At 34.2% G+C, this 26,207-nt stretch carries 23 protein-coding genes, 1 pseudogene and 1 riboswitch; of the genes and pseudogenes, 12 read left to right on the top strand and 12 right to left on the bottom strand.

Annotation, left to right across the window (positions count from 1 at the left end):
• Positions 1 to 54: 54 nt before the first annotated feature.
• The 5 genes and pseudogenes from A9G44_RS10955 to ribB all read left to right on the top strand — a co-directional run bounded on the left by A9G44_RS10955 (position 55) and on the right by ribB (position 5,692).
• Entirely contained in the window at positions 55 to 1,164 is a 1,110-nt protein-coding gene (locus A9G44_RS10955) for an extracellular solute-binding protein (protein ID WP_034910715.1), read from the top strand.
• A 101-nt stretch (positions 1,165 to 1,265) separates the two neighbouring features.
• A complete protein-coding gene (gene potG / locus A9G44_RS10960; RefSeq protein ID WP_218837592.1) occupies positions 1,266 to 2,402 on the top strand; it encodes a putrescine ABC transporter ATP-binding subunit PotG in 1,137 nt (378 codons plus the stop codon).
• Between the two features lie 321 nt (positions 2,403 to 2,723).
• Positions 2,724 to 3,593 (top strand): annotated as a pseudogene (locus tag A9G44_RS10965) (ABC transporter permease subunit); the annotation flags it as partial.
• A 243-nt stretch (positions 3,594 to 3,836) separates the two neighbouring features.
• Positions 3,837 to 4,595 (top strand): ABC transporter permease subunit, encoded by a 759-nt coding sequence (locus A9G44_RS10970; protein WP_141671052.1) that lies wholly within the window; start codon positions 3,837 to 3,839, stop codon positions 4,593 to 4,595.
• A gap of 110 nt (positions 4,596 to 4,705) precedes the next feature.
• Positions 4,706 to 4,883, top strand: a riboswitch (FMN riboswitch).
• A gap of 161 nt (positions 4,884 to 5,044) precedes the next feature.
• Positions 5,045 to 5,692 carry a 3,4-dihydroxy-2-butanone-4-phosphate synthase gene (ribB, locus tag A9G44_RS10975; protein WP_065611006.1) on the top strand — a complete coding sequence of 216 codons (648 nt, stop codon included), beginning with the start codon at positions 5,045 to 5,047 and terminating at the stop codon, positions 5,690 to 5,692.
• 122 nt (positions 5,693 to 5,814) lie between these two features.
• Here the strand turns inward: ribB and A9G44_RS10980 are convergent, their stop codons facing one another.
• The 3 genes from A9G44_RS10980 to A9G44_RS10990 are packed head-to-tail and all read right to left on the bottom strand — an operon-like array spanning position 5,815 to position 8,046.
• Entirely contained in the window at positions 5,815 to 6,915 is a 1,101-nt protein-coding gene (locus A9G44_RS10980; protein WP_065611008.1) for an amidohydrolase, read from the bottom strand.
• A 14-nt stretch (positions 6,916 to 6,929) separates the two neighbouring features.
• Positions 6,930 to 7,397, bottom strand: coding sequence for a YjiG family protein (locus tag A9G44_RS10985; protein WP_065589180.1), 468 nt, complete (start codon positions 7,395 to 7,397; stop codon positions 6,930 to 6,932).
• Positions 7,390 to 8,046, bottom strand: coding sequence for a nucleoside recognition domain-containing protein (locus A9G44_RS10990; protein WP_034910728.1), 657 nt, complete (start codon positions 8,044 to 8,046; stop codon positions 7,390 to 7,392). The genes A9G44_RS10985 and A9G44_RS10990 overlap by 8 nt, the downstream gene beginning before the upstream one ends.
• Positions 8,047 to 8,605: 559 nt before the next feature.
• On the opposite strand from A9G44_RS10990, the gene A9G44_RS10995 reads away from it, so the two are divergent.
• The gene (locus A9G44_RS10995; RefSeq protein WP_202961581.1) at positions 8,606 to 8,929 is read left to right on the top strand and encodes a DMT family transporter; all 324 of its coding nucleotides are present in this window, start codon (positions 8,606 to 8,608) and stop codon (positions 8,927 to 8,929) included.
• A gap of 24 nt (positions 8,930 to 8,953) precedes the next feature.
• The gene (locus A9G44_RS11000) at positions 8,954 to 9,268 is read left to right on the top strand and encodes a DMT family transporter (protein ID WP_065574718.1); all 315 of its coding nucleotides are present in this window, start codon (positions 8,954 to 8,956) and stop codon (positions 9,266 to 9,268) included.
• 90 nt (positions 9,269 to 9,358) lie between these two features.
• On the opposite strand, the gene A9G44_RS11005 is transcribed toward A9G44_RS11000, so the two are convergent.
• Complete coding sequence (locus A9G44_RS11005) at positions 9,359 to 9,961, bottom strand: peroxiredoxin C (protein WP_034914850.1); 603 nt, start codon at positions 9,959 to 9,961, stop codon at positions 9,359 to 9,361.
• A 131-nt stretch (positions 9,962 to 10,092) separates the two neighbouring features.
• Positions 10,093 to 11,391 (bottom strand): ATP-dependent RNA helicase SrmB, encoded by a 1,299-nt coding sequence (gene srmB / locus A9G44_RS11010; RefSeq protein ID WP_034914852.1) that lies wholly within the window; start codon positions 11,389 to 11,391, stop codon positions 10,093 to 10,095.
• Between the two features lie 368 nt (positions 11,392 to 11,759).
• Here srmB and trmA point away from each other — a divergent pair, with 368 nt between their 5' ends.
• The 3 genes from trmA to A9G44_RS11025 all read left to right on the top strand — a co-directional run bounded on the left by trmA (position 11,760) and on the right by A9G44_RS11025 (position 15,289).
• Positions 11,760 to 12,857 carry a tRNA (uridine(54)-C5)-methyltransferase TrmA gene (trmA, locus tag A9G44_RS11015; RefSeq protein WP_065611010.1) on the top strand — a complete coding sequence of 366 codons (1,098 nt, stop codon included), beginning with the start codon at positions 11,760 to 11,762 and terminating at the stop codon, positions 12,855 to 12,857.
• A 361-nt stretch (positions 12,858 to 13,218) separates the two neighbouring features.
• Positions 13,219 to 13,905 carry a heavy metal response regulator transcription factor gene (locus A9G44_RS11020; RefSeq protein WP_034914857.1) on the top strand — a complete coding sequence of 229 codons (687 nt, stop codon included), beginning with the start codon at positions 13,219 to 13,221 and terminating at the stop codon, positions 13,903 to 13,905.
• Positions 13,892 to 15,289, top strand: a complete 1,398-nt coding sequence (locus A9G44_RS11025) for a heavy metal sensor histidine kinase (RefSeq protein WP_179854844.1) — start codon at positions 13,892 to 13,894, stop codon at positions 15,287 to 15,289. The genes A9G44_RS11020 and A9G44_RS11025 overlap by 14 nt, the downstream gene beginning before the upstream one ends.
• On the opposite strand, the gene A9G44_RS11030 is transcribed toward A9G44_RS11025, so the two are convergent.
• The 6 genes from A9G44_RS11030 to A9G44_RS11055 all read right to left on the bottom strand — a co-directional run bounded on the left by A9G44_RS11030 (position 15,282) and on the right by A9G44_RS11055 (position 20,075).
• Positions 15,282 to 15,482, bottom strand: a complete 201-nt coding sequence (locus A9G44_RS11030; protein ID WP_034914884.1) for a YaeP family protein — start codon at positions 15,480 to 15,482, stop codon at positions 15,282 to 15,284. The two genes, A9G44_RS11025 and A9G44_RS11030, sit on opposite strands and share 8 nt — an antisense overlap.
• A 24-nt stretch (positions 15,483 to 15,506) precedes the next feature.
• A complete protein-coding gene (gene rfaC, locus A9G44_RS11035; protein WP_065611014.1) occupies positions 15,507 to 16,469 on the bottom strand; it encodes a lipopolysaccharide heptosyltransferase RfaC in 963 nt (320 codons plus the stop codon).
• Positions 16,469 to 17,518, bottom strand: a complete 1,050-nt coding sequence (gene rfaF / locus A9G44_RS11040; protein ID WP_065611017.1) for an ADP-heptose--LPS heptosyltransferase RfaF — start codon at positions 17,516 to 17,518, stop codon at positions 16,469 to 16,471. The genes rfaC and rfaF overlap by 1 nt, the downstream gene beginning before the upstream one ends.
• Positions 17,519 to 17,533: 15 nt before the next feature.
• Entirely contained in the window at positions 17,534 to 18,460 is a 927-nt protein-coding gene (gene rfaD, locus A9G44_RS11045) for an ADP-glyceromanno-heptose 6-epimerase (RefSeq protein ID WP_065611019.1), read from the bottom strand.
• 100 nt (positions 18,461 to 18,560) lie between these two features.
• Positions 18,561 to 19,340, bottom strand: a complete 780-nt coding sequence (locus A9G44_RS11050) for a methyltransferase domain-containing protein (protein ID WP_065611021.1) — start codon at positions 19,338 to 19,340, stop codon at positions 18,561 to 18,563.
• A 3-nt stretch (positions 19,341 to 19,343) separates the two neighbouring features.
• Entirely contained in the window at positions 19,344 to 20,075 is a 732-nt protein-coding gene (locus A9G44_RS11055; RefSeq protein ID WP_065611023.1) for a 1-acylglycerol-3-phosphate O-acyltransferase, read from the bottom strand.
• A gap of 86 nt (positions 20,076 to 20,161) precedes the next feature.
• Between A9G44_RS11055 and mnmD the strand changes: the two genes are divergently transcribed.
• Positions 20,162 to 20,869: a tRNA (5-methylaminomethyl-2-thiouridine)(34)-methyltransferase MnmD gene (gene mnmD / locus A9G44_RS11060; RefSeq protein ID WP_065611025.1), complete on the top strand. Its 708-nt coding sequence runs from the start codon at positions 20,162 to 20,164 to the stop codon at positions 20,867 to 20,869.
• Between the two features lie 183 nt (positions 20,870 to 21,052).
• Positions 21,053 to 21,982: a hypothetical protein gene (locus A9G44_RS11065; protein WP_065611027.1), complete on the top strand. Its 930-nt coding sequence runs from the start codon at positions 21,053 to 21,055 to the stop codon at positions 21,980 to 21,982.
• Positions 21,983 to 22,394: 412 nt separating this feature from the next.
• Here A9G44_RS11065 and tamB read toward each other — a convergent pair whose 3' ends face one another.
• The gene (tamB, locus tag A9G44_RS11070) at positions 22,395 to 26,207 is read right to left on the bottom strand and encodes an autotransporter assembly complex protein TamB (protein ID WP_065611028.1); all 3,813 of its coding nucleotides are present in this window, start codon (positions 26,205 to 26,207) and stop codon (positions 22,395 to 22,397) included.

A 26,207-nucleotide genomic window follows, 5' to 3' on the forward strand; every position in this document is an offset into this window, starting at 1 on the left:
ATGGGCTTGTGTCTAACATGTAATATCCCTACAACTAGAGGAGAAGTGGTGAGCATGTTTACTCAACGTAAAACAATTCTTTCAATCGTGGCTGGTGTTTCACTAGCGTTATCTCAATCTGCTATAGCTAAAGATCGTGTCGTACATTTTTACAATTGGGCAGGGCAAATTGGTTCTAATACGATTTCTGATTTTGAAAAATCGACTGGTATTAAGCTGGTTTATGATGTTTATGATTCTAACGAAGCTCTTGAAGGTAAATTAATGGCGGGTCATTCTGGCTTTGATGTGGTTTCGCCTTCAGATAGCTTTTTAGCTAGACAAATTAAATCTGATATCTATCTTCCATTAGATAAGAATAAATTGCCTAATTGGAAAAACTTAGATCCTAATCTAATGAAATTAATGGCAACGCATGATCCTGATAATAAATATGCTATCCCTTATGTATGGATGACAACAGGTATCGGTTATAACATTGATAAAGTTAAAGAGCGTCTAGGTGATAATGCACCAGTTGATAGCTGGGATTTAGTGTTTAAACCAGAAAATATGGAAAAACTAAAAGATTGTGGTGTGGCATTTTTGGATGCGCCTACTGAAATTTTTGCTAGTGCTCTTCAATATTTAGGTAAAGATCCAAATAGTACAGATGCCAAGGATTATACTGGTGCTGCCTATGAGCTGTTAGAAAAAGTTCGTCCAAATATTCGTTACTTCCACTCTTCACAATATATTACCGATCTAGCTAATGGCGATATTTGTGTGATTTTGGGTTGGTCTGGCGATATTTTACAATCACGAGATAGAGCTAACGAAGCAAATAACGGTGTGCATGTTGGTTATCAGATACCAAAAGAAGGTGCTTTAGTCTTTTTTGATACTTTCGCTATTCCAAAAGATTCAGCAAACCCAGATGAAGCTCATGAGTTTTTAAACTTTGTTATGAAACCAGAAATTGCAGCGCAAGTTACTAACGATGTTAACTTTGCTAGCGCTAATCAGGTTGCTAATGAAAATTTTGTAAAACCAGAAGTGAAAAATGATCCAGCAGTTTATCCAAAACCAGAAGTGATGAAAAAACTATTCACTTTAAAAGTTAAAGATCCTAAACTTGAGCGTGTAATTACCCGTACGTGGACTAAGCTCAAAACTGGTAAATAAGCGATATTTTGTATATTGAATCTTAATTAATAATCCAAGACGGAGAGGCTATGAGTCTTTCCGTCTCGTTTTTTTTGGCTTGTTGTTATGAGGAAAAAAGAGTGAACGATAAAACAACAAATCAGGTACAGCCTAAAAAAAAGATGATAACTCCTTTATTGGAGATCAAAAATTTAACAAAAGTTTTTAATGATGATTATTATGCCGTCGATGATGTAAATTTGACTATCTATAAAGGTGAAATTTTTGCATTATTAGGCGCATCTGGAAGCGGTAAATCAACACTATTGCGTATGCTAGCTGGTTTTGAGCAACCGACTTCGGGGCAAATCATTTTAGATGGAAAGGATTTATCACAAGTTCCGCCTTATAATCGTCCTATTAATATGATGTTCCAATCGTATGCTTTATTTCCTCACATGACGGTTGAACAAAATATTGCCTTTGGCTTAAAACAAGATAAATTAAGCAATAGCGAAATTAAACATCGCGTTGAAGAGATGTTAACGCTTGTACATATGGAGCAATTTGGCAAACGTAAACCACACCAATTATCAGGTGGTCAGCGCCAACGTGTGGCTTTAGCAAGAAGCTTAGCCAAACGACCAAAATTATTGTTACTTGATGAGCCAATGGGTGCACTTGATAAACAACTTCGTGATCGAATGCAACTTGAAGTGGTGAGCATTTTAGAACAAGTGGGGGCAACTTGCGTTATGGTTACCCATGATCAAGAAGAAGCTATGACTATGGCAGGTCGTATTGCTATTATGAATAAAGGTCAATTTGTACAAATTGGTGAGCCAGAAGAAATTTATGAACATCCGAATAGCCGTTATAGTGCTGAGTTTATTGGTTCGGTTAATATTTTCGACGGTATCTTGCAAGAAACGTTAGAAGATGGTTTGATTTTGAGTTGTCCTACTATTAAACATCCATTTAAAGTCGATTATGATTCGCCTGCGGTTGAAGGCGTGCCGATTAAAGTTGCTTTGCGCCCGGAAAAAATTCAATTATGTGAACAATTACCTGAAGATGGATATAACTGTGCTACAGGTGAAGTTGTTGAAATCGCTTATCTTGGGGATTTATCGATTTATCATGTCAAATTGCCAAGTGAGCAAATTATTATTGCACAATTACAAAATGAGCATCGTTATCGTAAAGGAATGCCAACTTGGGGTGATATAGTAAACTTAAGTTGGGAAGTTGACAGTTGTGTTGTGCTTACTGAATAAACAAAAGAGGATATCATAATGCGATCCATTGTATTAGGATTGTTGTTAAATGCATTTGTGTTGCTCAATGTTTATTGGCGTTTTGTAACAACAGGTGCATTTGACAATTTATTTTTAGATGCGCTATTTACCGCAATGACATTGAGTTTTTTATTGTCATGCTTTGGTTGTTTTTTAGCGCATTATAGGCCGTCTAAATTTGCTTATCGGCTTATTATTGCTGGCAGTATTTTATTTATTCCAGCAGGATTAGTTGTAATTTTTTATACATATAAAAAATTGCGTCAACAGCGAGATGATTCGGATTTAATGACTCTTTATGGACGGTTAACCGTAATTGCGATCCCTTATTTATGGATGCTATTACTGTTTTTGTTACCATTTTTAATCGTATTTAGGATCAGTTTTTCTGAAATTGCTTTAGCTGTACCACCTTATACTGATTTGTTAAGTTATGACGATGGTTTGCTTAATATTACGTTAAATTTTGGCAATTATTTAAATCTAATTAGTGATACGATTTATATTGATTCGTATTTGCAATCACTCAAGATTGCTGCGATTTCAACCGTGCTTTGTATTTTAATTGGTTACCCGTTGGCTTGGGCTATTTCTCAGTGCAAACAGTCAACCCGTAATATTTTATTGTTGTTAATCATTTTACCTTCATGGACATCGTTTTTAATTCGTGTTTATGCGTGGATTGGTATTTTGAATCCTAATGGTTTATTAAATCATTTTTTAATGTGGTTAGGGGTTATTGATCAGCCTTTGATTATTATGAAAACCTACTTTGCTGTATATATTGGTATTGTTTATTCTTATTTACCATTTGTGGTATTGCCAATTTATACGTCGTTAAGTAAGGTCGATTCAACGTTAATCGAAGCTGCATTAGACTTAGGTTGTAAACCGATAAAGACATTTTTTAAGATCATTGTACCTTTAACCAAAAATGGGGTGATTGCTGGGGGGATGTTGGTGTTTATTCCTGCTGTAGGTGAGTATGTGATCCCTGAATTATTAGGCCCTTCAGAAGGGATTATGATTGGTACACAGCTTTGGACTGAGTTCTTTAATAATCATGACTGGCCAGCTGCCTCGGCTGTAGCTAGTGTGATGTTGATGATATTGATTGTGCCTATTTATTATTTCAATAAATTCCAAAATCGACAAATGGGAGGTAAATAGATGAACAATTTGCCCGTTATTATGCGATCGGCTTTGATTGTTTTTATCTCGTCATTGCTTGGTGCGATTTTATTGAGTATTTTGATTTCATCATCGGGATTATTGCTTTTGGGTGAATGGAGCTTTTATTATGGCTGTTTTGTTTTTAGTTTCATTATTACAGTTTTAGTTACCATTGCGTTGTTATTCCGGTGTTTGAAAGGACTTATCTTTTTGGTGGTATTTTCGTTTTTATATATCCCAATGATTATTTTGATTGTTTATTCGTTTAATAGTTCGCGTTTGGTGACAGTTTGGGCGGATTTTTCGGTCAAATGGTATTTTGAGTTAATTAATAACGAAACATTACTTAAAGCTGTTGGGCTAAGTTTATCTATTGCTGCAGGTGCTGCAACGTTTGCTGTTGTGCTTGGTACATTAGCGGCTTATGCTATCATTCGTTTTAGAGGATTCCGAGGCTCTAATTTATTTTCGTTTATGACTACAGCACCGCTGGTTATGCCAGATGTTATTACTGGTTTGGCTTTGCTGTTGTTATTTGTGGGAATGGGACAGGTACTTGGTTGGCCAAAAGACCGTGGAGCTATAACTATTTGGATGGCTCATGCTACATTTTGTACCGCTTATGTGACTGTGGTAATTAGTGCTAGGTTGCGTGAATTAGATAAATCAATTGAAGAAGCCGCATTAGATCTTGGTGCAAACCCTTTAAAGGTATTTTTTATTATTACATTACCAATGATCGTACCAGCGTTAGTGTCAGGTTGGCTTTTAGCATTTACATTGTCACTTGATGATGTGGTTATTGCTAACTTTGTGACTGGACCAGGTGCTATGACGTTACCTAAATTGATATTTTCAAAAGTACGTTTAGGGGTTGATCCTCAGGTTAATGCTTTAGCAACAATTATATTGCTAATTGTTGGTATTATTGGCTTTATTTCGTGGCTATGGATGCGTAAAGCCGAACGGCGTCGCATAAGTGAAACTCGTAGGCATTAATTAAACTCTGCTCTTTCTATTATTGCCGCTGTTTGCGGCAATATTTTCGTTTTAAAACTCCGTGTCTTTTTTATCATTTTGTATTATAGTGTGGTTCGTCAACTTTTTGGCAAAATTCTCAGGGCGGGGTGTAAGTCCCCACCGGTGGTATAGCCCACGAGCGCTTAATTTATTTTGTTAACTGTGGTAGTTGTTTTATTGCTCAGTTAGATTTTGATAGATTAAGGACAAGCAGATTTGGTGAAATTCCAAAGCCGACAGTAAAAGTCTGGATAAAAGAGAGTTGCTTATCTTTCCAATATTTGCTGAAAGGCAAAGTCATGCTGGTCAAGCACTGCCCTGATTCTGGTATTTTATTTATACTTAATTAATTAGATAGCAAATAGCCATTTGATTTTAATTAGATAAATAATGAAATAAATGAGTTAATAAAAATATAGGTATTTACCATGAATCAGTTTAATTTAAATGAATTTGGAACGCCCATTGAACGTGTTAAAAAAGCAATTGCTTCTATTAAAGCCGGTCAAGGTGTACTAGTTTTAGATGATGAAGATCGCGAAAATGAAGGTGATATTATTTGGGCTGCCGAGTCTATTACCAGTGAACAAATGGCTCTAACTATTCGTTACGGCAGTGGTATTGTTTGTTTATGTTTGCCTAAAAAACGCTGTGATGAGTTAAATTTGTCTATGATGGTAGAAAATAATACTAGTAAAAATAATACAGCGTTTACCATCTCAATTGAAGCGGCTAATGGAGTTACAACAGGTGTATCAGCCGCTGATCGCGTTACGACTATTAAGGCTGCTGTGAATGATAATGCCAAACCAAGTGATCTTAATCATCCAGGGCATGTGTTTCCTTTAGTTGCTAAAGAAGGTGGTGTATTAATTCGCCGAGGTCATACTGAAGCATCTATTGATTTAGTAACATTAGCGGGTTTAAAGCCTGCCGCAGTACTGTGTGAGTTAACCAACGACGATGGCACTATGGCAAGAGCGCCAGAGGTTGTTAAATTTGCTAAACAGTATCATATGCCAGTTGTGACGATCGAAGATATTGTTGAATATCGTAACTATTTGGCATTGAAGTGAAAATCTTAACTTAAAAATGTTAAGTGCTTATCAACAGTATTATACAAGTTAGGGAAAGATCCTTTGTTTGTGATTTAAATCATCTTCCGCCGAAGTAAGGTATCGGCGGAATAGGGTGGAAATTAGCCAAGTACTTTTAATGCACAAGCTTTGGTTATTTTGACTCCATTTTCTAATGCTAAAGTGTCAAACTTCATTTCAGGATGATGTAATCCTGGCGTTAGATCAGCTCCTAATCCCCAAAAACCAGCTTTGACATTACGTTCACAAGGATAATTGAAAAAGTCTTCTCCACCTGGGGTGAAAATAGGCTCTTTTAGCCCCTCTTTGCCAAGTACATCGACAATGGCTTCGGCAATAATTTTTGTGACATCATTATCAATTTCCGCGGCTGGAATTTCTTTAGTGACATTGATATCCACTTTCGCACCGATAGATTCAACACTGAGTTTTATCGCATTTAACGTTTTGGCTTTTAGTTCATCCATGGCTGGGTTAGTTGGCGCTCTTAGATCCCAGCATACATATGCTTCAGATGGAATAGCATTGGTGACTCCAGCATCGCAAATGCAACGTGTGGCTTTAACACTATAGTTTAAGTTAGGTGCAAGGTGAATGGTATTAACTGCTTGAATGGCCAGTGTTGCTGCATCAAGGGCATTAACGCCTAAATGAGGTCGAGCACCATGTGCTGGGATACCATGAATATTTACTTCAACTGTGGTGGATGCTGAATAATACATTGCCGCTGCAGCAAAGCCTTTTGGACATTCATCTTTTGGACGTAAATGTAAACCGATAATCATATCAACATCATCAATAGCTCCTCCTTCAATCATAGCTAAAGCACCTGTTCCAAGTTCTTCGGCAGGTTGAAAGATGAGTTTCAATCGACCTTTTTTGATGTTACCTTCTTTTATTAACTCTTGTGCCGAGCTTAATAATATTGATGAATGGCCATCATGACCGCAGGTATGTCTTGCGCAAGGTTCGCCGTTAATAATATGTCCTAGAGCATCCATATCTGCCCGTAAAGCGAGTACAGGGCCAGGTTTGCCGCTATAGTATTGCGCAACAATTCCTGTTGTGTTATTGATGTTGCGAGTTACTTTATAGCCTGCTTGTTCAAGTTGCTGTGCGATATATGCCGATGTTTTGTGTTCTTCAAATCCCAACTCTGGAATTTGGTGTAAATATTGATAATGTTCTAATACGTTAGACATGCTTATCTCCTTTATTAAACAAAAAATCGCATAATAATCATTGAAACTAATGCATTAAAAATACTGGTTAACATGAGTAATGGCCAGTATTTTTTTGGTACATCGGCAACGCCTAATAATCGTCCCATATATTGTAATTGTGAGCCCATTAAGAAAATAGCTGGGGCTAATATGGTTATTGCTGTTGGATTGATTGTTCCTGCAGTAAATAAGTTAACTGCTACGCCTGTACCTGCTGATGCTGATAACCATGCAGTTAGTAATACGGTAATTGCTTCGCCCGGTAGGCCAAAAATCTCCATTACTGGTGCACAATAAGTTCCTATTAATTGCATTATGCCTAAACGTTTTAGAATTTCGGTGATTACAAATGCCATTAAAATATTGGGCATTAAATTGTTAATAGCAATGTTGAATCCTTTGCGAGCACCAATTACAAAGATATCTAAAGGGTTATTAGTTTGTTTTTGCGAATTACTCATTGATAAAATCCTTTTTATAAATTGAATTTAATACTATACGAACCATTATTGCGCCTACAAATTTAAGCACTAACATGATGACAAGAGGAATAAAAATAGCTACAGTCATTGAGGCAAATAATGCCGAACCAATCGAGAAGTAGTTATTAATTAAACCCGCACCAGAATATTGCCAAGCACTAATAATGATAAGGTCTTTTTTAGTAATTTGCTTTTCGTCATATAACTCTTTAGTTAATACAGCACCAGCATCAGTGCTTTGTAGGTCGGTAATTAATGCAAGTCCAGTTTTACCTGGTACACCTAAAATTGGTTTTAATAATGGTGTTAATAATTTATGTGCAGCACGAATGGTGCCGTAATGGGTAAATATTTCTAACACGCCTAGCGCTAACATAACCGTAGGTATAAGTGATAAGGCGAAAATAAAACCAGCTCTTGCACTGTTACCTCCTTCACCCACGAAAGTATTTTTTTCAGGATGTAGCATAGTGCCAAATTTGCCGCTTAAACTGGTAAAATCAAACGCTCCTAGCCATTCTTTACCTTCTACATTAAAAAATAAGCCTGAAAAAAATAAAATTGCTACTATTAGTGATATATAGGCTTTTATACCAACTTTAAATTCATTATTTGTCTTTTTTGACATGCTAGCTCCCTTTTTCCTAATGTTTAAAAAATATTAAGTATTGTCACAATTAACAATATTTAATAAGTACAATATGTTTATTATACAATTTAGTTAAAAAATGCCTAAAAAGTGTTTTTTTATCATTCTATAACGATTTTAGGTTAAATTAAAAAAGATATAACTTTTTTTATTTTTTTCTAATAAATCACAAAACTTTATTATATCTTGCATGCTTAAGTATTATATAGAGGTGAATTGGTTAGTTTGTATAAGCTATCTAACTTTGAATTGTGTAATTTTGTCCTTGCCATTTATATATCTTCATTATAGAATTACTTACTTATTGAAAAATAATAATAAAAATTGTGATGATGTTTCGTGAACGTTAGGCGTTTTGGTTTAATGGATAGGACCATATAACAATTGATATCTTTTGGCGGCAAATTCTATTTGCGAACCATCTTTTGTTTTGTCGTTGCTTTTAGGCAATAGGGCATAATCAAGCATTATACTTAAACACATTGCAGCAGAAAATTGATTACGACATAAAATAAAGTAGCATAAACGAGGTAGCTATATGTTTAGCATGAATAAAGAGTGGGCATTTGTGGTGCTAACCTGCTTTTTTGAAATATGTTGGATTTTAGGATTTAGCATCGCAACTGAGCTTTGGCAATGGATTATTATTGTATCGCTCATTATTATTGATTTTACGTTTTTAACCAATGCTTGTAAGACAATACCTACAGGCACGGTTTATGCCATATTTTCAGGTGTTGGTGCTGTTGGTGCAACGCTAATTGATATCTTACTTTTTAATAAAGAGATTAAGCTAATTCAACTTTTTTTTGTGGCAATAATTATTATTGGTGTTGTACAACTAAAACGTGCCGACAGTTAATATTTTAATAAGGACAATTTAATCATGGGATGGCTGTTAATATTAATTGCATCAGTTTTTGAAGTAATTGGTGCTATAGGCCTTAAATTATATGCTGAGCAAAAAGGTCTATTTAGATTGGTTTTATATTGGGGAGGTTTTTTTGTCTCTTTTGTGCTTTTCTATTTTTCGCTCCATTATCTTGAATTGAGTATTGTATATCCTGTTTGGGTTGGTCTTGGGACTTCGGGGGCCGTGTTAGCCAATATGCTGTTATTTAATGAGCCTAAGAATTTTCCTCGTATATTTGGTCTCACCATTATTATCGTTGGTGTTGTAGGATTACATGCCACTCTATAATTAATTGCGTTTATATATAAAAAAACCGGAGATTAACTCCGGTAACGCAAAGCGTAAAATAAGATATGGATGAATAAAAATTATACTGAATTAAATCTCGTCAGCATGCTGTTTTAAGAAACTAGCAACGCCATTTGGATTTGCTTGCATGCCTTTTTTACCTTTTGTCCATTGAGCAGGGCAAACTTCGCCATGTTCTTCATGGAATTGGAAGGCATCAACAATACGAATCATTTCGTCAATGTTACGTCCAATTGGTAAATCGTTAATTGTTTCATGGCGTACAATTCCTGATTTGTCAATAAAGAACGAAGCTCGCAGTGCAACTCCTGCTTCAGGATGTTCAATACCATAAGATTGCATAATTGAGTGTTTGACATCTGCAACAATTGGGAATTTAACTGCACCAATACCACCTTTATCTTGTGGAGTATTGCGCCATGCATTATGTACATATTCAGAGTCCATCGAAACACCAATTACTTCAACACCACGTTTTTTGAATTCTTCTAGACGGTGATCAAATGCAATGATTTCTGATGGGCAAACAAAGGTGAAGTCCATTGGCCAAAAGAATACAACGGCATATTTACCATTGATGTGTTGTAATAAATTGAAATTATTGACAATTTCACCAGTACCTAAAACTGCTGCTGATGTAAAATCTGGTGCTTTGCGAGTGACTAGTGTCATAGTATTTCTCCTTTATAATTAACTGCAACTCATATAGCGTAGCATTATAGCAATTAAAATCCATTGTCAAAGTTGTTATAAACGATTGGTATCATAAGTTTAAACTATTAAGTTATGATTATTATTCGGTATTAGTTATTGATTTTCGGTTTGCCTTTATTTTTTGTGTCTCGATAGCGTTGTTTTATCTTTTTCTTTTTTACTTGTTCTTGCTTTTTGTTCGCACTTTTTTGTTTTGCTTTTTGTGAAGGTTTTTTCTTAGTTACTGGTTTTGGTGCTTTAGTTTTAGGGCGTAATCCATCAATCGTTCTTAATTTGATTGGTTCTTTAATATAGCGCTCAATTTTTTGCAGTAATTCGTTATCATGCGCTTCGACTAGCATAATAGCTGTTCCTTTTTTCCCCGCTCGAGCGGTGCGTCCAATTCTGTGTAAATATACATCGGCAGTTTTTGGTGCATCAAAATTAATAACATGAGTAATATTGTCAATATCAATACCTCGAGCAGCAACATCGGTTGCAACAAGTACACTGACAATATTATTGTTGATCCTTTTTATTGCTTCGTTGCGTTTTGTTTGTACCATTTCACCTTCTAAATAGCAGCTATGGATACCAGCTTGGTGCAGTAAACTAACTAATTCATGCACACGTTCACGTTTACGAACAAATACAATTGTTTTTTTTAATTCTTCTTGCTTTAATAAGTGAATAAGAAGTGCTACTTTATGAGTTAAATCATCGGCACGATAATAAAATTGCAGGATTTTTTTACGCTCTTTTCGTGAAGGCTCGGCATTGATTTCGATTGGATCATTCAAAATACGGGTAGCAAAGTTATGCAGTCCTTCACCTTCCAGTGTGGCAGAAAATAATAAGGTTTGCTTACGCCAACGGGTTTCGGCAGATATCATTTCGACATCTTGTGAAAAACCCATGTCTAACATCCGATCAGCTTCGTCTAAAATAAGCATTTCAACTGCTCGGCAATCGAAATTCTCTTCTTTTATATACTGTAATAATCGGCCTGTTGTAGCAATAACGATATCTTGGTTTTTACTAAACACTTCAGCGTGATTTATATAAGCAACACCGCCAGTTATAGTTGCAATACTTAAATTTGTTGATCCGGTTAATAATTTGGCTTGTTCAGCAATTTGCATGGCTAGTTCACGCGTTGGTGTTAAAATCAAAATTCGTGGTGGGCCTGGTTTACGGCGTGGAAAATCGAGTAGATGTTGTACGGCCGGAATTAAAAAAGCTAGCGTTTTACCTGTGCCTGTTGGTGCAGAACCTAAAATATCTTTGCCATCTAAAGCAACAGGGATTGTTTGTGCTTGGATTACGGTTGGAGTATTTATATTTTGTGTTTGGAGATTGTGAATTAAAATATTATCTAATTCTAAACCAGAAAAAGTGTGTGCAGTCATAGTGTTCTTTTCATCTAAAATTATTAGGCACATTATAACGTTAATCGTTATAACTACAATCAATAAAAATGTGATGGAATATTATTCTATTTTTATGGGGCGATTAATTGTAAGGTAGTTATTACAGTGTAAGACATAGTTTTATATCTAAAACTAGATGTTTTATTTAAGCAAAACTTATCATTGTTAGCTGCTTGTGATAAGATATGCGTCCGTTAAGCGATAACATGCATAATGATTATTTATACTACCCTACTGAGGTTAAATTGGTTTAAATAATTAATGTTTAATTATTTTGTTGTTTAACGCAGATTGGCTCAAATTTCCATATTAAATAATACTTCTTTAATAACTATTAGATAATGAATATGACCGAATGTTTCTCGAATGATAATTATAATCAACAGTTGAAAAAAAAAGTAGATAATTTAAAAGCGTTATTATCGGATTTTTCACTGCCCGAATTATCGGTATATTGTTCACCTATTAGTCATTATCGTATGCGTGCCGAGTTTAGGATCTGGCATGATGGTGAAGATCTTTATCATATTATGTATGATAAAAAAACAAAAAAACGAATACGGGTTGATGAATTTCCTATTGCAACAAAACTAATTAATCAAGCAATGCAAACTATTTTACCTTTGTTACAACATAATTTGTTACTTCGCCATATGCTGTTTCAAATTGATTATTTTTCGACTTTAAGTGGTCAGCTATTAATTACGCTTTTATATCATAAAAAGTTAAGTGATGGATGGATCATCGAAGCAAAAAAATTAAAAGCTCAATTAGCTGAACATGGAGTAGTTGCTAATATTGTAGGGCGAGCGAGTAATCAAAAAATAGCAATTGATGTGGATTATGTTGATGAAGTGTTGCCAGTAATGGATAAAACGTTTATTTATCGGCAAATTGAAAATAGTTTTACTCAACCAAATGCTGCCGTAAATATTAAAATGCTACAGTGGGCTATATCGGTCACTAAAAATTCAACTGGTGATTTACTTGAATTTTATTGTGGTAATGGTAACTTTTCAATTGCACTAGCACAAAACTTTCGCAAAGTATTGGCCACTGAAATAGCTAAAGCATCTGTTTATTCAGCTCAGCATAATATTGAAGTTAATCAAATTGATAATCTTGATATTGTACGGTTGTCAGCCGAAGAATTTACTAGTGCAATTAAAAAAGAACGAGAGTTTAATCGTTTAAAAGGAATCAATTTGGATGAATATCAGTGTGATACGGTACTTGTAGATCCACCACGTGGGGGAGTGGATTTAAATACCATTAATATATTAAAAACCTATAAAAAAATTATTTATATTTCGTGTAATCCTAATACATTGCGTGACAATTTACAGTTATTGATTAAAACACATTCAATTCAACATTTTGCTATGTTTGATCAATTTCCTTATACAGATCATGTTGAGACGGGTATTGTGTTGTATAAAAAGTAAAAGGAATTAATATTCAATGTAGAGTATTTTTGTTAAAATATACTCAATTCATACCTAACTAATTGTTGTTTCGGGTGTATGTAAACTTGCATCGATCTATAACAAAAAAAAACCCTAGATAAACTAGGGCTGCATTAAATTGCAAGGAATGGATGAAAGGAAATAAAACAATGAAACAATAATGTCTAGCCTCATGAATCATTGTGTAGCTACTATAACAAAGATAAACCAACTAATTAATGACATTAGGATTACAAAATAGTCATTAAACCATCATGATTGGTTTGGTGTTTATCATTTATTCTATAGCTGTGTTATGCAATTACGACAACCAGACAAATAACAAAGGAAATATTCAAGTATGAAATTGTTAGTAGTTGAAGATGAGCAAAAAACAGGTGAGTATCTTCGTCAAGGTCTAGTTGAATCTGGGTTTGTTGTTGATTTAACAAATAATGGTCTTGATGGTTATCATAGAGCCATGACAGAAGATTATGATCTAATTATTTTAGATGTGATGTTGCCTGATATAGTTGGTTGGAAAATTGTTCAGTCACTGCGTGAAGCAGGCAAAGAGACACCTATCATGTTACTTACCGCTATGGGAAGTGTGGATGATAAAGTTAAAGGCCTAAACTTAGGTGCTGATGATTATCTAGTAAAACCTTTTTCGTTTGCCGAGTTATTAGCTCGTGTGAAATCTATGCTCCGACGTAATGTCCCTCAAGTCAATAATTCCCAATTGAGTATTGCAGATCTGGTCATGGATCTTCCTAAACGTATGGTAACACGTGGAGATAAACGCATTGATTTAACCAATAAAGAATTTTTGTTATTAGAATATTTTTTACGTTATCCGGGGGAAGTATTACCACGATCATTAATTGCATCTCAAGTTTGGGATATGAATTTTGATAGTGATACTAATGTGATTGATGTTGCAATTCGGAGATTGCGTAATAAAATTGATGCTGATTTCGAGCCAAAATTGATTCATACAGTCCGTGGAATGGGGTATAAGTTAGATGTCTTGGATGAAACAGAATAAGTTAATATCATTTCGCTTACCTCTTATTGTTTGTTTATTAACCTGCGGTTTACTTTATTGTTTTAGTTTTTTTATTGAACGTTCTTTTGAAAAAATTTCAATCCAACAAAATGTGTCTGAACTTAATTCGGTTATTGATTCTATAGAACGTGAACTTATTTATTATTCTCCAGATGAAAATCGTGACGAATTTATTCAAAATTTATTATTAATTTTGACAGGACATCATCGCCTATTTGTTTATGTTATTGATGAGAAAGGTAAAATTGTTTATCGAACACGTGGTCCTAATCTAACTGTTGCTAAAAATCACATTGATTTTGATACCATTATTGCAAATCACAGTACCGCTATTTGGAATCAAGATAAAGCATCATATCGAATTGCCGCTTCACGAGTTTCGATTGAAAATGGTAGACAATATACCACTATAGTTGCTGTTGGTCGTGATTTACATCTCGAATTCATTCGGCGATTACACGATGGTTTAGGCTTGCTTATTGCTATTGCTTGTATTTTGGCCTTAATTGGTTCTTTTATCAGTGTCTATTTTACCCAAAAACCAATTAATCGGTTGATTAAAAAGATCGAAAAAGTTAATTTTAAAAGTTTAAATTATCGTATTCCTGCTTCTTTAGTACCAATTAAATATGTTAGTTTAGTGAAAGCATTTAATGAGATGCTTAATCGGATAGAGGATGTGTTTCAGCGGCAACGTAATTTTACCGCAGATATCGCTCATGAGATGCGAACGCCTATTACCAATTTAACAACTCAAACGCAAATAGTACTGAGTAATGCTAGAACAACTAATGAATATCGCGAGATTTTATATTCAAATTTAGAAGAATACGAAAAAATGTCACAGATGATTTCTGATATGTTATTTTTAGCACAAGCAGATAATCGTCAATTGGTGCCTAATTTAATCAATATTGATTTACATAGCTTGATCACAATGATGTGTGAATATTTTGAACCACTTACCGACGAGAAGAATATTGCCTTTAATCTTGAAGGAAATTGCTCCCATATTCAAGGTGATAAGATGATGTTAAGTAGGGCAATCAGTAATATTTTATCCAATGCAATTCGTTATACACCTGAAAATCAGACTATCACTATAATTTTAAGTCAAGTAAGTGAAAAGCGAATTCGAATCATCATTTCGAACCCAGGCAAGAGAGTTGATAGTAAACATTTGCCACACCTTTTTGATCGGTTTTATCGAGTTGACGAATCACGTCATCGTAATGATAATTCAGGCACTGGAATAGGGCTTGCTATCGTCAAATCCATTATTCAAACACATAAAGGTTCAATTTACGCTGAGTCTGATGAGCAATCAACCCGTTTTATTATTAATTTACCAACCACTATTTAACATCAAAGTCGCTGATCAGTAAATTAGCCGCTGCATAAGCGGCTTTATCTTTTAGTTCTTGTGGGACATTTTCGTTACGAACAACTTCGTCTAATACTTGCATAACAGCACCTAAGGCATCATCAATATAACCAAGATCATTGCTGCCAATTTGCGCATATTTTTCATAAATAAGAGTACTATATTTATTCATTAAATTCATTTCTTTTTATTCCACTTATAAAAAGCTAACTAATTGTTTATAAACTTGTTCAGCTTGAATGGTTTGCATGCATTTTTCATCTGAGATAATACTAAATTGATTTTTTCCATAGCCGCCAATCAAATTAGGATCGGTTTTGCCAAATAAAGTAATATTTGGACGATCCAATGCAGCAGTTAGGTGACTTAAACCTGTATCAACCGAAACAACGGCTTTTGCTCCCGCAATGATGGTTGCTATATCTGAAAGTGAAAGTTTGGGAAGCACCTCTACGTATTGGAATCCTTGTGCTAGACGAATTGCTCGTGCTTGCTCATGTGGTGCTCCCCAAGGTAATTTTATTTTTAACCCAGTAGGCTCAACTAATTTAATTAATTTTCGCCAAGCATCTTCGTTCCAGTGCTTTTCATCACGTGTTGTTGCGTGTAAAAAAATTAGATATTGCTGATTATCGTTAGGTAATGAAGATAAAAAGTGACGCGCAATAGCATAATCACCCATTGAATTAGGTAATGTATATTGTAGGCTTTTTGCAAACAGTAATCTAACGCGCTCAATAGCATGCATTTGTTTAGGTACATTGTGTTTTACATCATAAAACCAACTAGCAATTGGTTCTTTGATACTTTTGCGATCCAAACCGTGTTTAATACCCCGTGCTTTACGAGTAATAAGAAACGCACTTTTAATTAGTCCTTGTGCATCAATAATCACATCATAATGTTGTCGTCTTAAGGTATCAACAAAATCATGGCGCTCTTGACGAATTGCTTTAGCGAACCAATTTTTTCGCCAGCGTCTTATTGCAACCGGTATCACTTGGTTTACAGCAAAGTGCCAACTAGGTATTTGGGCAAAATTTTCTTCTACTACCCAATCAAAGGATATATTTGGTAAATTGTTAGCAGCATCAGTTAATGCTGGTAAAGAATGAAGTACATCCCCCATGGATGATGTTTTAACCACTAATACTCTCATTATTCATTACTCTTCTTACAGCGCATGATGAGTTTCATCAAGGTTTCGAAAACAATATCGGGTTTAATATCGATCAGGCTTTGATGGTAACCTTGTTCTGCATCGCCTTTACGAACACGGTGGTATCCGGTAATTAAACGAATAACTTCAGCTTTATCTGATAGTGGAGGGGTAAAATCTGGACTACTTGGCCCATAAAGAGCAACCAGTGGTCTGTCTAAAGCTGCTGCAACATGCATTAGTCCAGAGTCATTAGTCACAATAGCTTTACAAGCAGCAATTAGGCTAACAGCTTGTTCTAGTTGTGTTTGACCTGCTAGATTGATACATTTATCGCGATGTATCATTTTAGCAATAATTTGTTCTCCTACTTTGCGATCATTTTGGGACCCCAAAATAATAACTTTAGCGTGCTGTTTAACTAGCATATCAGCAAGTGCCGCATAATGATAATCGGGCCAACGTTTTGCAGGACCAAATTCAGCACCAGGACAAAAGCCAATTAATGGTTCATCTTGTGTTATAGTAAAAGTTGAAAGAGCTTGGGTTATTTCATTTTGTTCGACATTGAGTTTTGGCCATAGTAGTGGTTGTGGTAAATCGGAAGCCGAATGAGTCTGTCTATTAGGATAAGCAAGAGCAATATAGCGTTCAATCATCAACGGAAATGCTTGCTTATCAAGTTTACGAAGATCGTTTAATAAACCATAACGCATCTCGCCTTTCCAACCTGTACGTTTAGGAATTTTGGCAAAAAATGGAATCAATGCTGATTTGAATGAATTAGGTAATACAATAGCATGATCATAATGGTTATCACGCAGTGATTGACCTATTTTATGACGTTTTTTTAACGCAAACTCACCATGGTCTAATGGCATTGCAATTGCTTGATTCACTTCTGGCATTTTATTTAATAGCGCTCGACACCAAGCCGGTGCTAAAACATCAATTTCGTTATTAGAATCAAGTTGTTTTAATGTACGATACAGGCTTTGCGACATCATCATATCGCCAACCCATGAAGGACCAATAATGAGTGTTTTCATTTAATCAATTCCATCTTATTGTTCATTGAGCCATTTCATATATTCAGCAGTTCCTTCTGCAACATTCTTAAATTCAATTGGGCATTTAGTTTGTTTAAATTTAGTCAGATCAGCTTGGGTATAGCTTTGATAGCGTCCTTTTAGATGTTCAGGGAAAGGAATATAATCAATTTCATCTTTTTTATGATAAGTAAGAACCGCATTAGCAACAGCTTGGAACGACTCTGCTCGACCTGTTCCACAGTTATAAATTCCTGATATTTTATTTTTCCAGAACCATAAATTGACTTCAACGACATCACCAACATAAATAAAATCACGTTTAAAGTTTTCACTACCTGCAAAGAGTTTTGGTTTTTCCCCTTTATTAATTTGTTCATTTAAGTGAAATGCAACGCTAGCCATGCTACCTTTGTGTGATTCACGTGGTCCATAGACATTAAAATAACGGAATCCACAAATTGGTGAATTAGCTTTGGGTAGTAATTGTCTTACATATTGGTCAAATAAGAATTTAGAATATCCATATACGTTTAATGGCTTTTCGTAAATGCGATCTTCAATAAAGTTATCACTGCGCCCACCATAAGTAGCAGCTGATGAAGCATATAAAAATGGAATATTGAAATCGAGACAGTAATGCAACAAGTCTTTAGAATAGTCATAGTTATTTTCCATCATAAACTTGCCATCCCATTCTGTGGTTGACGAACAAGCACCTTGATGAAAAACAACATCAATATTAAGATCTTCATGGCTAATAATGGCTGCGATGAACTCATCTTTGTCCATATAATCAGCAATATCTAGATCAGCCAGATTAGAAAATTTAGTGCCGTCAGTTAGATCATCAACCACCAAAATATCTTTGTGCCCCAGGTCATTCAAACCTTTAACAATATTACTACCAATAAACCCAGCGCCGCCTGTTACAACAATCATGATCATTTTCCTTAATCAATAAAACTAATCTGCTTATAATAGCGATTTATGATAAATTTTTCGAGTGCTCATTTAAAAAAGCATGAGCAAGACGAGTTTTTTATGAATTCATTTTGTTTTTTGCAGTAACTAAAATATATCTTGCTAAATTAAGATAAGGTTCAGTTTGGCAGTATTTTTGTTCAAGTTCTAATAGTTGTTCAAAATGAGTTTCTGCTTTGGATTTGTTGATTAGATAGTCATGAAAAATACGAATCCCTGTTTTTTGCAAAATATCAAAATCAAGTTGTGTAAGCCAGAGATATACGTCAGAAGGAACTCTTGGATAATCGGGCGAAAGAGTTTTTTTCTTACGCTTTGCTAACCCTGATTTTGTGTAACCAAAATTGCCTAATGTGACCGTCTTAAACAAAAGCGCATGATAGTTATAAAACATTAACGATAAAAAACCATCAGATTTAAGGTGTTGTTTTAATGATTTTATTAATTCAATTGGTTCAGCAACCCACTCTAATACAGCATGACAAATGACTAAATCAAACTGTTTGTTTATTAAGTTATCAAGCTGCTGAATAGAGCAACAAAGACAATCTATATTTATCTTTTCGGATTGAGCTTTTTGTTTTGCCAGTTCTAGCATTTGTTCAGAGATATCGCAAAGCGTTACTTGATGCCCAAGTTTGGCTAGCCGACAGGCGATCTGACCTTGTCCTCCACCAGCATCTAGAATATTTAATGATTTATTGTGCGGATAGGTAGCTAAAACTTTTTCTAGTTCTTGCCATACTACCGCTTCGCGAATTTGACCTTTGGTTGTGCCATAAATATTTTGTGCAAATTTATTGCTGATATCATCAAAATTACGATCTTGTTTATTCATGACTTATTTTTGATTGTTTAGTTGTTCTGCTTCAGCATTTATTTGCTCTATTTTAGTTGCCATTTGGCTATAGCACTGTTCCATTAAGGCTCTAGCATCCTCTTTGCCTAGATTTTTGGTTTCGATAGGTTCTAACATTTCAACAATGATATGTCCATTATTTAGGCGGTTTAATTTAATATTATTGGTTTGCGATACACAGATTGGCACAATTGGTACTCCAGCAGCAATGGCAGCTTTAAATGCACCTGTTTTAAACGGTAATAATCCCCGTCCACGGTTACGAGTACCTTCAGGAAACATCCAAATAGATATGCCACGCTTTTTAATTTCATTAACAACTTGTCCGATTGTGTCGTGAGCTTTTGATTTATTATTACGGTCAATAAGAATGTTACCTGTAAGATAATAAAGTTGCCCAAAAAAAGGAATCCAAGCCAGACTTTTTTTACCTACTGTTACCGTTTTAGGTTGCACAACATCACCAGCTACAACTATATCATAGTTATCTTGATGATTCGCAATATAGATACAGCTACCTATTTTATTGATATTATGGGTCGTACGGGTATCAACTTTTACGCCCAATATAGGTTTAAAGAAAAAGCTAAATAAATGAGCAAATCTTGCTACATTTTTGGGATTTCTTGGATTAAATAGGCAAAAAATGACGCCTAATACACAAACAATAATACCAGTTATAACACCACTAATTAAGCGAAAAAGAAATAGCATAATTTACCTCATAAGTTAATTTACATATTATATACTTAATCTAAGCTAATATACAGTTCGTTAACGGCTTCTTCTAAAGGATGATTATGTATAAACCAACTATAACTTGGGACGAAAATCAAACTCCTATCTCTACCCATTTCGATGATGTTTATTTTAATACTGAAGGCGCAATTGAGGAAACCAGATATGTATTTATTGAAGGTAATGATTTACGTCAGCGTTTTTTGAATCATAAGCAAGATACATTTATAGTTGGCGAAACAGGCTTTGGTTCAGGGCTAAGTTTTTTGATTTTATGGGAAACATTTTTACATTTTAGAAGTCAAAACCCGAATCATATACTTAAACATCTTGCATTTTTTAGTGTTGAAAAGTACCCGTTATCGTTAGATGAATTAATAAAAATTCATAATGATGTGCTTTTTAAAAATAAAACATTACTTTCGTTATCAAAACGACTTCAGGCTTTTTTAATTGATTCTACTTTCCAGTTTGACGATGTTAGTTTAAAGATATGTAATGATGATATTAGCAATTTTTCAGATTTTTTAACAAAGCAAAATGTTTTGATTGATGCTTGGTTTTTTGATGGGTTTTCACCAGCAAAGAATCCTGATATGTGGACAGAACGTTTATTTAAAAATTGTTTTAGCCTGACAGCATCTGGTGGTAGTTTTGCTACTTTTACTGCAGCAGGATTTGTTCGTCGTCATTTAATTAATGCAGGATTTATCGTTCAAAAACGAAAAGGATTTGGTTCAAAACGTGAAATGTTAGTTGGCTATAAGTGAGTATGTTTTTATGTATATTTGTTACAGTCTTTTCGCAAATTAGATAAACAACATGAGTAATTTGCACTATTAAGTAATTTTCTAGAAATGGTAAGGTAATTCATATAAAATATTAACCAATAATAACAATTTATTATTTATATTATACTTATGAAAATAAAAGTAAGTTAAATAGGAGAATAGATGAAGGTCTTAAAAAACGTTTTAATTATATTAACCACCGCTATGGTTTTAACCGGTTGTGAAGAAAAAAATGAGGAATATTATTTAAACAATATAGACTCAGCAAATAAAAAAGTAGAGCAATGTAATCAGGATCTAGAAAAGGCATTTATGGCAAGAGATAAAGACGGTATCGAAAAGATAAAAAAAGATCCTGAATGTCGTGCTGCAATATCTGCAATTAAAAAAGACAAAAAGATAAAATATGAATTAGAAAAGAAACGGAAAGAAGGCGAAAGAAAACAAGCAGTAGAATCAGAAATGAGTGCTATCAAAAAACAAATTTCTGGTATGTCGTGGGGCGAATCAGTTAATGAATACTTAAAGGTAGATGAATGTAAAAGTAGTTTTTCGTTTAATAAAAGCCCGAAATGTGAAGCTTGGGAAACGATTTATAAAGAAAAAGTAGATGAAGGTAAAAAAGAGTTAAAACAACTATCTTTTAATGAAATTAAAGAAAAAATGCAGTCTTTATGTAAATTAGATAAAAGAACTGGTTCTAATTGTAGTGTTGCCGAAAAAGCGTTAGAGGAAAAGGCGGCTGATGAATTGGCTAATGCTGATATCCAAACCATTGAATCAACAAAATCACTATACTGTGCAGATGACCTAGTTTTTTTACCAGTTTGTAGTATTAGTTGGGAAAAAGCATGGAAAAAAGAAAATGATAAGTACATTAAATTCTATACAGAAAATAATGCGGAATTTATTACTACATATAACTCATGCATAGATAAATTAGAAGCAGTTAAATCTCAAAAATTAGACTGGAATAAAGAAAGTAAATTACAAAAAGCAATAAAAGAAGGATATCCTTGTAGTCAGGTAAAGGATGCTTACACGAAAAGGGGAATGGGGTATTCTTGGTTTGATAAAAAAATTGAAGAATAACCTAATATAACTACATGTTAAACAGGAACAAATTAGTGCCAAAGAACTCGCTTTTAGCGAGTTCTTTGGCACTAATTAGAGCGTAAAACTTAGTAAAAATTCTAAAAACCGTATCGCTAGATTGTATCCCAAAAACTCAAGTTCTTTAAAACGAACTGCGCCAAATTTGGTCACTTTCTGTTCTAAAAATTTTTAGTAAAGGTGTTGATTTTATTGTTTTTTTAAATGATGTGACTGTATAATGCCAAACAAAAACAAATACTGATAGCACTATTTTATCGTTGAAATGGCTACCCTTATATGCAGCCTAGTTAAAGCGTCAGTTAGCACGTTTTAGGCTAGGCAGATTTTAGCATTTTACTCCATTGAGATACAGCATAAGGTAATGACATAGAGTCCTTTGGGCTAATGATTAAAAATCAAATTGATAAATCAGATCCAGTGTTTGCGCTAAACTTGATGTAGCATCTAAATAGAGACTAGGCATTAGTCTGTAACGCAAAGTAAAGGTTGCCAGCGAATCAAATATACCTACACCATATTTAAGTTGTAAATTAGGTAATATGTAGCCACTAACCACAACTTTAGAGTTATTACCGGCACCTTGCGTATCAAGTGTTAGATTTTTAATACCAAATACATTACCAATATCGCCAATATATTTACCTGTTTTCGCTGTGCCAATACCGACCAGCAATGCTGTCATCATATCGCTATCACTTTGTTCTGTACTATCGAGTCCTTGTCCTCGGATTAAGTAAGAGAGCGCTTCTTGCTGTGACATGGCGGGATCTGAAAATACTTCAATTTTTGGCGATTCAGAAGATCCTGTAATACGAATTCCTGCCATGATATTGCTATTTTCCATTGCCTCTGGATTACGAATTGCTTCAATATCGAGTGTAGCTTGATCTGCCGATCCTGAAAAAGTAATGATACCTTTATGAATAATTAAATCTTGCCCATAAGCATGGAATCGACCTGTTGGAATCAAAACTTCACCATGCAAATCGAGTCCTTTATTGGTTTGTGCCGCAGTTAAACTACCTTTAAGCGAAGCCTTTAGTCCAAAAGCATCGACAATAACGTTATCACCAATATCAATTGCAAGATGACTATTGATTTTAATGCCAAATTCCTGAGGCCTAATAGGTTTACGATTTATATCGAGCATTACTTCATCTGGTGAGACATCAATACTTGATGCAGGTAGTGATTCAACGGTTATTTTTCCTTTTGGAATGCTAACTTTACCTAACAAAGTTAATTCATCTTGTGTTGCATTGATTTTAATATCTGGAACAATTGACATAACAATCATTGGTGGCACAGTAACTTCCATGGCAGCGCCATTAACAGCTAACGAGGCTTGCCATTTATCTATAGTATTCCAGCTGGCATTACCATTAATATTAACATTGCCAGCTTGAGTTGTTAAAATACCTTTTAATGAGGATGATTTACCATTGAAATTGAGGTCAAATTTAGCTGATTTAATATCAATTGGTAATTGGCTAGATTTGATTTCGCTATTTTGTAAGTTAATATTTCCTGTTAGCAATGGCTCATTTAATGAGCCAGAAAATTTAACGTTACCATTAATAGCCCCTTTAGCATAGTCTTTGCTATCTAATAATGGGTTAATAATTGCTAAAGCTAAGTGATCGATACTTAATTGACCACTTAATTTTTTTTGTTCAATTGGATCAGTAATAACAAGATTACCGTTTATTTTTCCTAATTTATTTAGACCAAATTTCCAATCCAATTTAGCTTGTTGTTCATTAAATTCAGCATCTATTTTGAAAACATCAAAAGGTAATAGCAATGATTGAGAGGTAACCATTTGTTGAATATAAACATCATAACTTGTTAAATTTGCTTTTATTAATGGTATTGTATTGTTATTATTAAATTGAATAGTTATTTTTCCATTTACATTACCAGTAAGTTTGGTTTCACCGTCATTTGGTATTGGTAGCCTAGATAGATTAATGTTTTTTAAGGTGATACTTGTATCGGTATTTTTAGCTAACAAAAATTGTTTATCAAGGCAAATGCTTGACTTTCCATTAATCCAACAATGAGCATTAATTGCTGGGATTTGATTATTAACATCATAAGATAAGTCAACAGATTTAGCTAATTGCCAACTATTATTTTTATTTAAATTGAGTAGCGCACCTGGAATGGTTCCGTTCCACTTTGTGCGTTTTTTATCAAGTTTTCCTGTTAACGATGTTTTTAGTGATGCAGGTTCACCATCAATATTAACGGTTAACATATGTTGGCTTTCACTACCAGATAGATCAACATTTAGTTTTTTTATGGTTTGGACTGAAAGCTCTATTGATTGTCCTGTGAGTTTAATGTTGCCACTGATCTGTTCTTTATACTCAACTTTACCTATAAGATTAGCTTTGGCTATTTTGATGGTGTTAAAAGATAGCGAGTTAATGGCTAAACTAGTATCTATAATTGCATTATCATGGGTGCGATTAAGTTTTATATTGCCCACAATTGAACCTTGCATACCATCAACTAATAAGGATAATGATTCGAGATTTAATTTCGCCAGTAAGTTGCCTTTTTCAGCTGAACCATTTAAATCGATCTGATTTTTTCCCCATTTAATTGCAAAATTATTTGCAGTGGCTAAGTTTTCAGAATCAACATATACGTTACCAGATGCTAAAAAATTAGCATGGTTAATATTACCTTTTAGTTGTAGATTGGAAAAATCAAACGCCCATTTATCTTTGTCTAGCACGCCTGTAGTTTTAAATTGACCATTTAATCGAATCGGATAGTTAGGTAGTTCTTTGTTCATATCAACATTATTCAGTTTTATGTTGACATTCCATTGTAATGTTTGTGGCCAACTTATATTTCCATCTATATTAATTTCACCTTGGGGTAATTTAATGATTCCATGATCAATGCTTGCATCTTGATTAGTTCCTTTACCAGCAATATCAAATGAGGTATTAATTAATTCTTTCCCTTCAATAATACCTTTGACTGACATTTGAAACTGTTTTACATTACCGTTTATTGATGCTGAAAAATCATTTAATTGGTACTGAGCTTTTCCTTCAATCGGCCATTGAATATGCTTACCTTCAATTTGAGTGATTACAGGTAAGTATTTTTCAATAAAATTGATGTGTCCACTCATCACCATTTGATTCAAACCATCAAGGTTTAAGTTAGTTAACAACTCACCAAGTAATTTTCCTGAAAACTGTGCATCAAGTTGATTTTGTTCGGTATTTGCCTTTATTAAAGCTAATACAGGCCAGTCATCGTGTAATGTGATTTCACCTGAAAGTGAAGCATGTCCGCTAGCATAGGGAGTTATAGCATCTGTATCTAATTGTTTTATAATAATACGACTATTAACAATATTGGTTTGAATTGCAACGTTATCAAATAGGTAATCTTGCCCCCCCATATGTAATAGCCAGTTTGTCCCTCTTAAACTAGTTACATTAATATCTAATGGAATATTAACTTGAGGCAATGATTCAATCAGCGGTTGATTAAAAAGTTGGGCGATTTTTTCATTAAGTGCGATATCTTTATCGGACGTTTTTACGGGTACATTTGCTGCTTTATTATCTGTAAAAATAGCATTTAACTCTGTGGCAACAGCAGGATAAACATGAATCTGATTATTAACCCATGTGGCTTTACCCGTGAAGTCAGACATTCCAAATTGCATATCATCAACAGTGACTTTTACATTAGTAAGGTGTGTGCTGTTAAGCTCTATAGGTAATGGAGTTTTGAGAACAAAATGTTGTTCTGCGGTAGTATCAATAGTAGTTTCACTTGGTGAACTTTCGATTTCTTTAGTATTAATGGAAACATTTACACCATTGGCATTGAATTGATTGACGCAGACTTCAGTCTTTAATAAACAAAGTCCTGCGAGTGAAAATGAAGCATCATTAACTTGAACATTAACACCTGGTAATTCAAGTGAAAGTCCTTGTACATGCAAATCATGAAAGGTGCCTTCAACTTGAGCTATTTTTAACTCAGGTAGAAATTTATTTAAAACATAGGTGGTTAGTTTTACACCAAGACTGGTGTATATAAACAAAATAACAAAAACAATTAGAAAGGCGATAACAGATAAAATGGCGATGCTTCGCTTTTTCCATTTACGTATCCGCTTTAATTTTTTTACTTTTTTAATTCTAGCTGAATATTTAGTCAT

The organism is Gilliamella sp. Occ4-3 (assembly GCF_001690675.1).
In the GTDB taxonomy this organism is placed as follows: domain Bacteria; phylum Pseudomonadota; class Gammaproteobacteria; order Enterobacterales; family Orbaceae; genus Gilliamella; species Gilliamella bombi.

What these genes read in the sequence shown, in the direction of transcription:
- A9G44_RS11065 (WP_065611027.1), top strand. Translation starts at nt 21,053, where the DNA reads ATGAAGGTCTTAAAAAACGTTTTAATTATATTAACCACCGCTATGGTT.
- A9G44_RS11005 (WP_034914850.1), bottom strand. Translation starts at nt 9,961, where the DNA reads ATGACACTAGTCACTCGCAAAGCACCAGATTTTACATCAGCAGCAGTT.
- srmB (WP_034914852.1), bottom strand. Translation starts at nt 11,391, where the DNA reads ATGACTGCACACACTTTTTCTGGTTTAGAATTAGATAATATTTTAATT.
- rfaF (WP_065611017.1), bottom strand. Translation starts at nt 17,518, where the DNA reads ATGAAAACACTCATTATTGGTCCTTCATGGGTTGGCGATATGATGATG.
- A9G44_RS10955 (WP_034910715.1), top strand. Translation starts at nt 55, where the DNA reads ATGTTTACTCAACGTAAAACAATTCTTTCAATCGTGGCTGGTGTTTCA.
- A9G44_RS10990 (WP_034910728.1), bottom strand. Translation starts at nt 8,046, where the DNA reads ATGTCAAAAAAGACAAATAATGAATTTAAAGTTGGTATAAAAGCCTAT.
- rfaD (WP_065611019.1), bottom strand. Translation starts at nt 18,460, where the DNA reads ATGATTGTTGTAACAGGCGGCGCTGGGTTTATTGGTAGTAATATTGTT.
- tamB (WP_065611028.1), bottom strand. Translation starts at nt 26,207, where the DNA reads ATGACTAAATATTCAGCTAGAATTAAAAAAGTAAAAAAATTAAAGCGG.
- ribB (WP_065611006.1), top strand. Translation starts at nt 5,045, where the DNA reads ATGAATCAGTTTAATTTAAATGAATTTGGAACGCCCATTGAACGTGTT.
- A9G44_RS10985 (WP_065589180.1), bottom strand. Translation starts at nt 7,397, where the DNA reads ATGAGTAATTCGCAAAAACAAACTAATAACCCTTTAGATATCTTTGTA.
- A9G44_RS11020 (WP_034914857.1), top strand. Translation starts at nt 13,219, where the DNA reads ATGAAATTGTTAGTAGTTGAAGATGAGCAAAAAACAGGTGAGTATCTT.
- A9G44_RS11055 (WP_065611023.1), bottom strand. Translation starts at nt 20,075, where the DNA reads ATGCTATTTCTTTTTCGCTTAATTAGTGGTGTTATAACTGGTATTATT.
- A9G44_RS10970 (WP_141671052.1), top strand. Translation starts at nt 3,837, where the DNA reads ATGATTATTTTGATTGTTTATTCGTTTAATAGTTCGCGTTTGGTGACA.
- A9G44_RS11050 (WP_065611021.1), bottom strand. Translation starts at nt 19,340, where the DNA reads ATGAATAAACAAGATCGTAATTTTGATGATATCAGCAATAAATTTGCA.
- A9G44_RS11000 (WP_065574718.1), top strand. Translation starts at nt 8,954, where the DNA reads ATGGGATGGCTGTTAATATTAATTGCATCAGTTTTTGAAGTAATTGGT.
- mnmD (WP_065611025.1), top strand. Translation starts at nt 20,162, where the DNA reads ATGTATAAACCAACTATAACTTGGGACGAAAATCAAACTCCTATCTCT.
- trmA (WP_065611010.1), top strand. Translation starts at nt 11,760, where the DNA reads ATGACCGAATGTTTCTCGAATGATAATTATAATCAACAGTTGAAAAAA.
- rfaC (WP_065611014.1), bottom strand. Translation starts at nt 16,469, where the DNA reads ATGAGAGTATTAGTGGTTAAAACATCATCCATGGGGGATGTACTTCAT.
- A9G44_RS10995 (WP_202961581.1), top strand. Translation starts at nt 8,606, where the DNA reads ATGTTTAGCATGAATAAAGAGTGGGCATTTGTGGTGCTAACCTGCTTT.
- A9G44_RS10980 (WP_065611008.1), bottom strand. Translation starts at nt 6,915, where the DNA reads ATGTCTAACGTATTAGAACATTATCAATATTTACACCAAATTCCAGAG.
- A9G44_RS11030 (WP_034914884.1), bottom strand. Translation starts at nt 15,482, where the DNA reads ATGAATAAATATAGTACTCTTATTTATGAAAAATATGCGCAAATTGGC.
- A9G44_RS11025 (WP_179854844.1), top strand. Translation starts at nt 13,892, where the DNA reads ATGAAACAGAATAAGTTAATATCATTTCGCTTACCTCTTATTGTTTGT.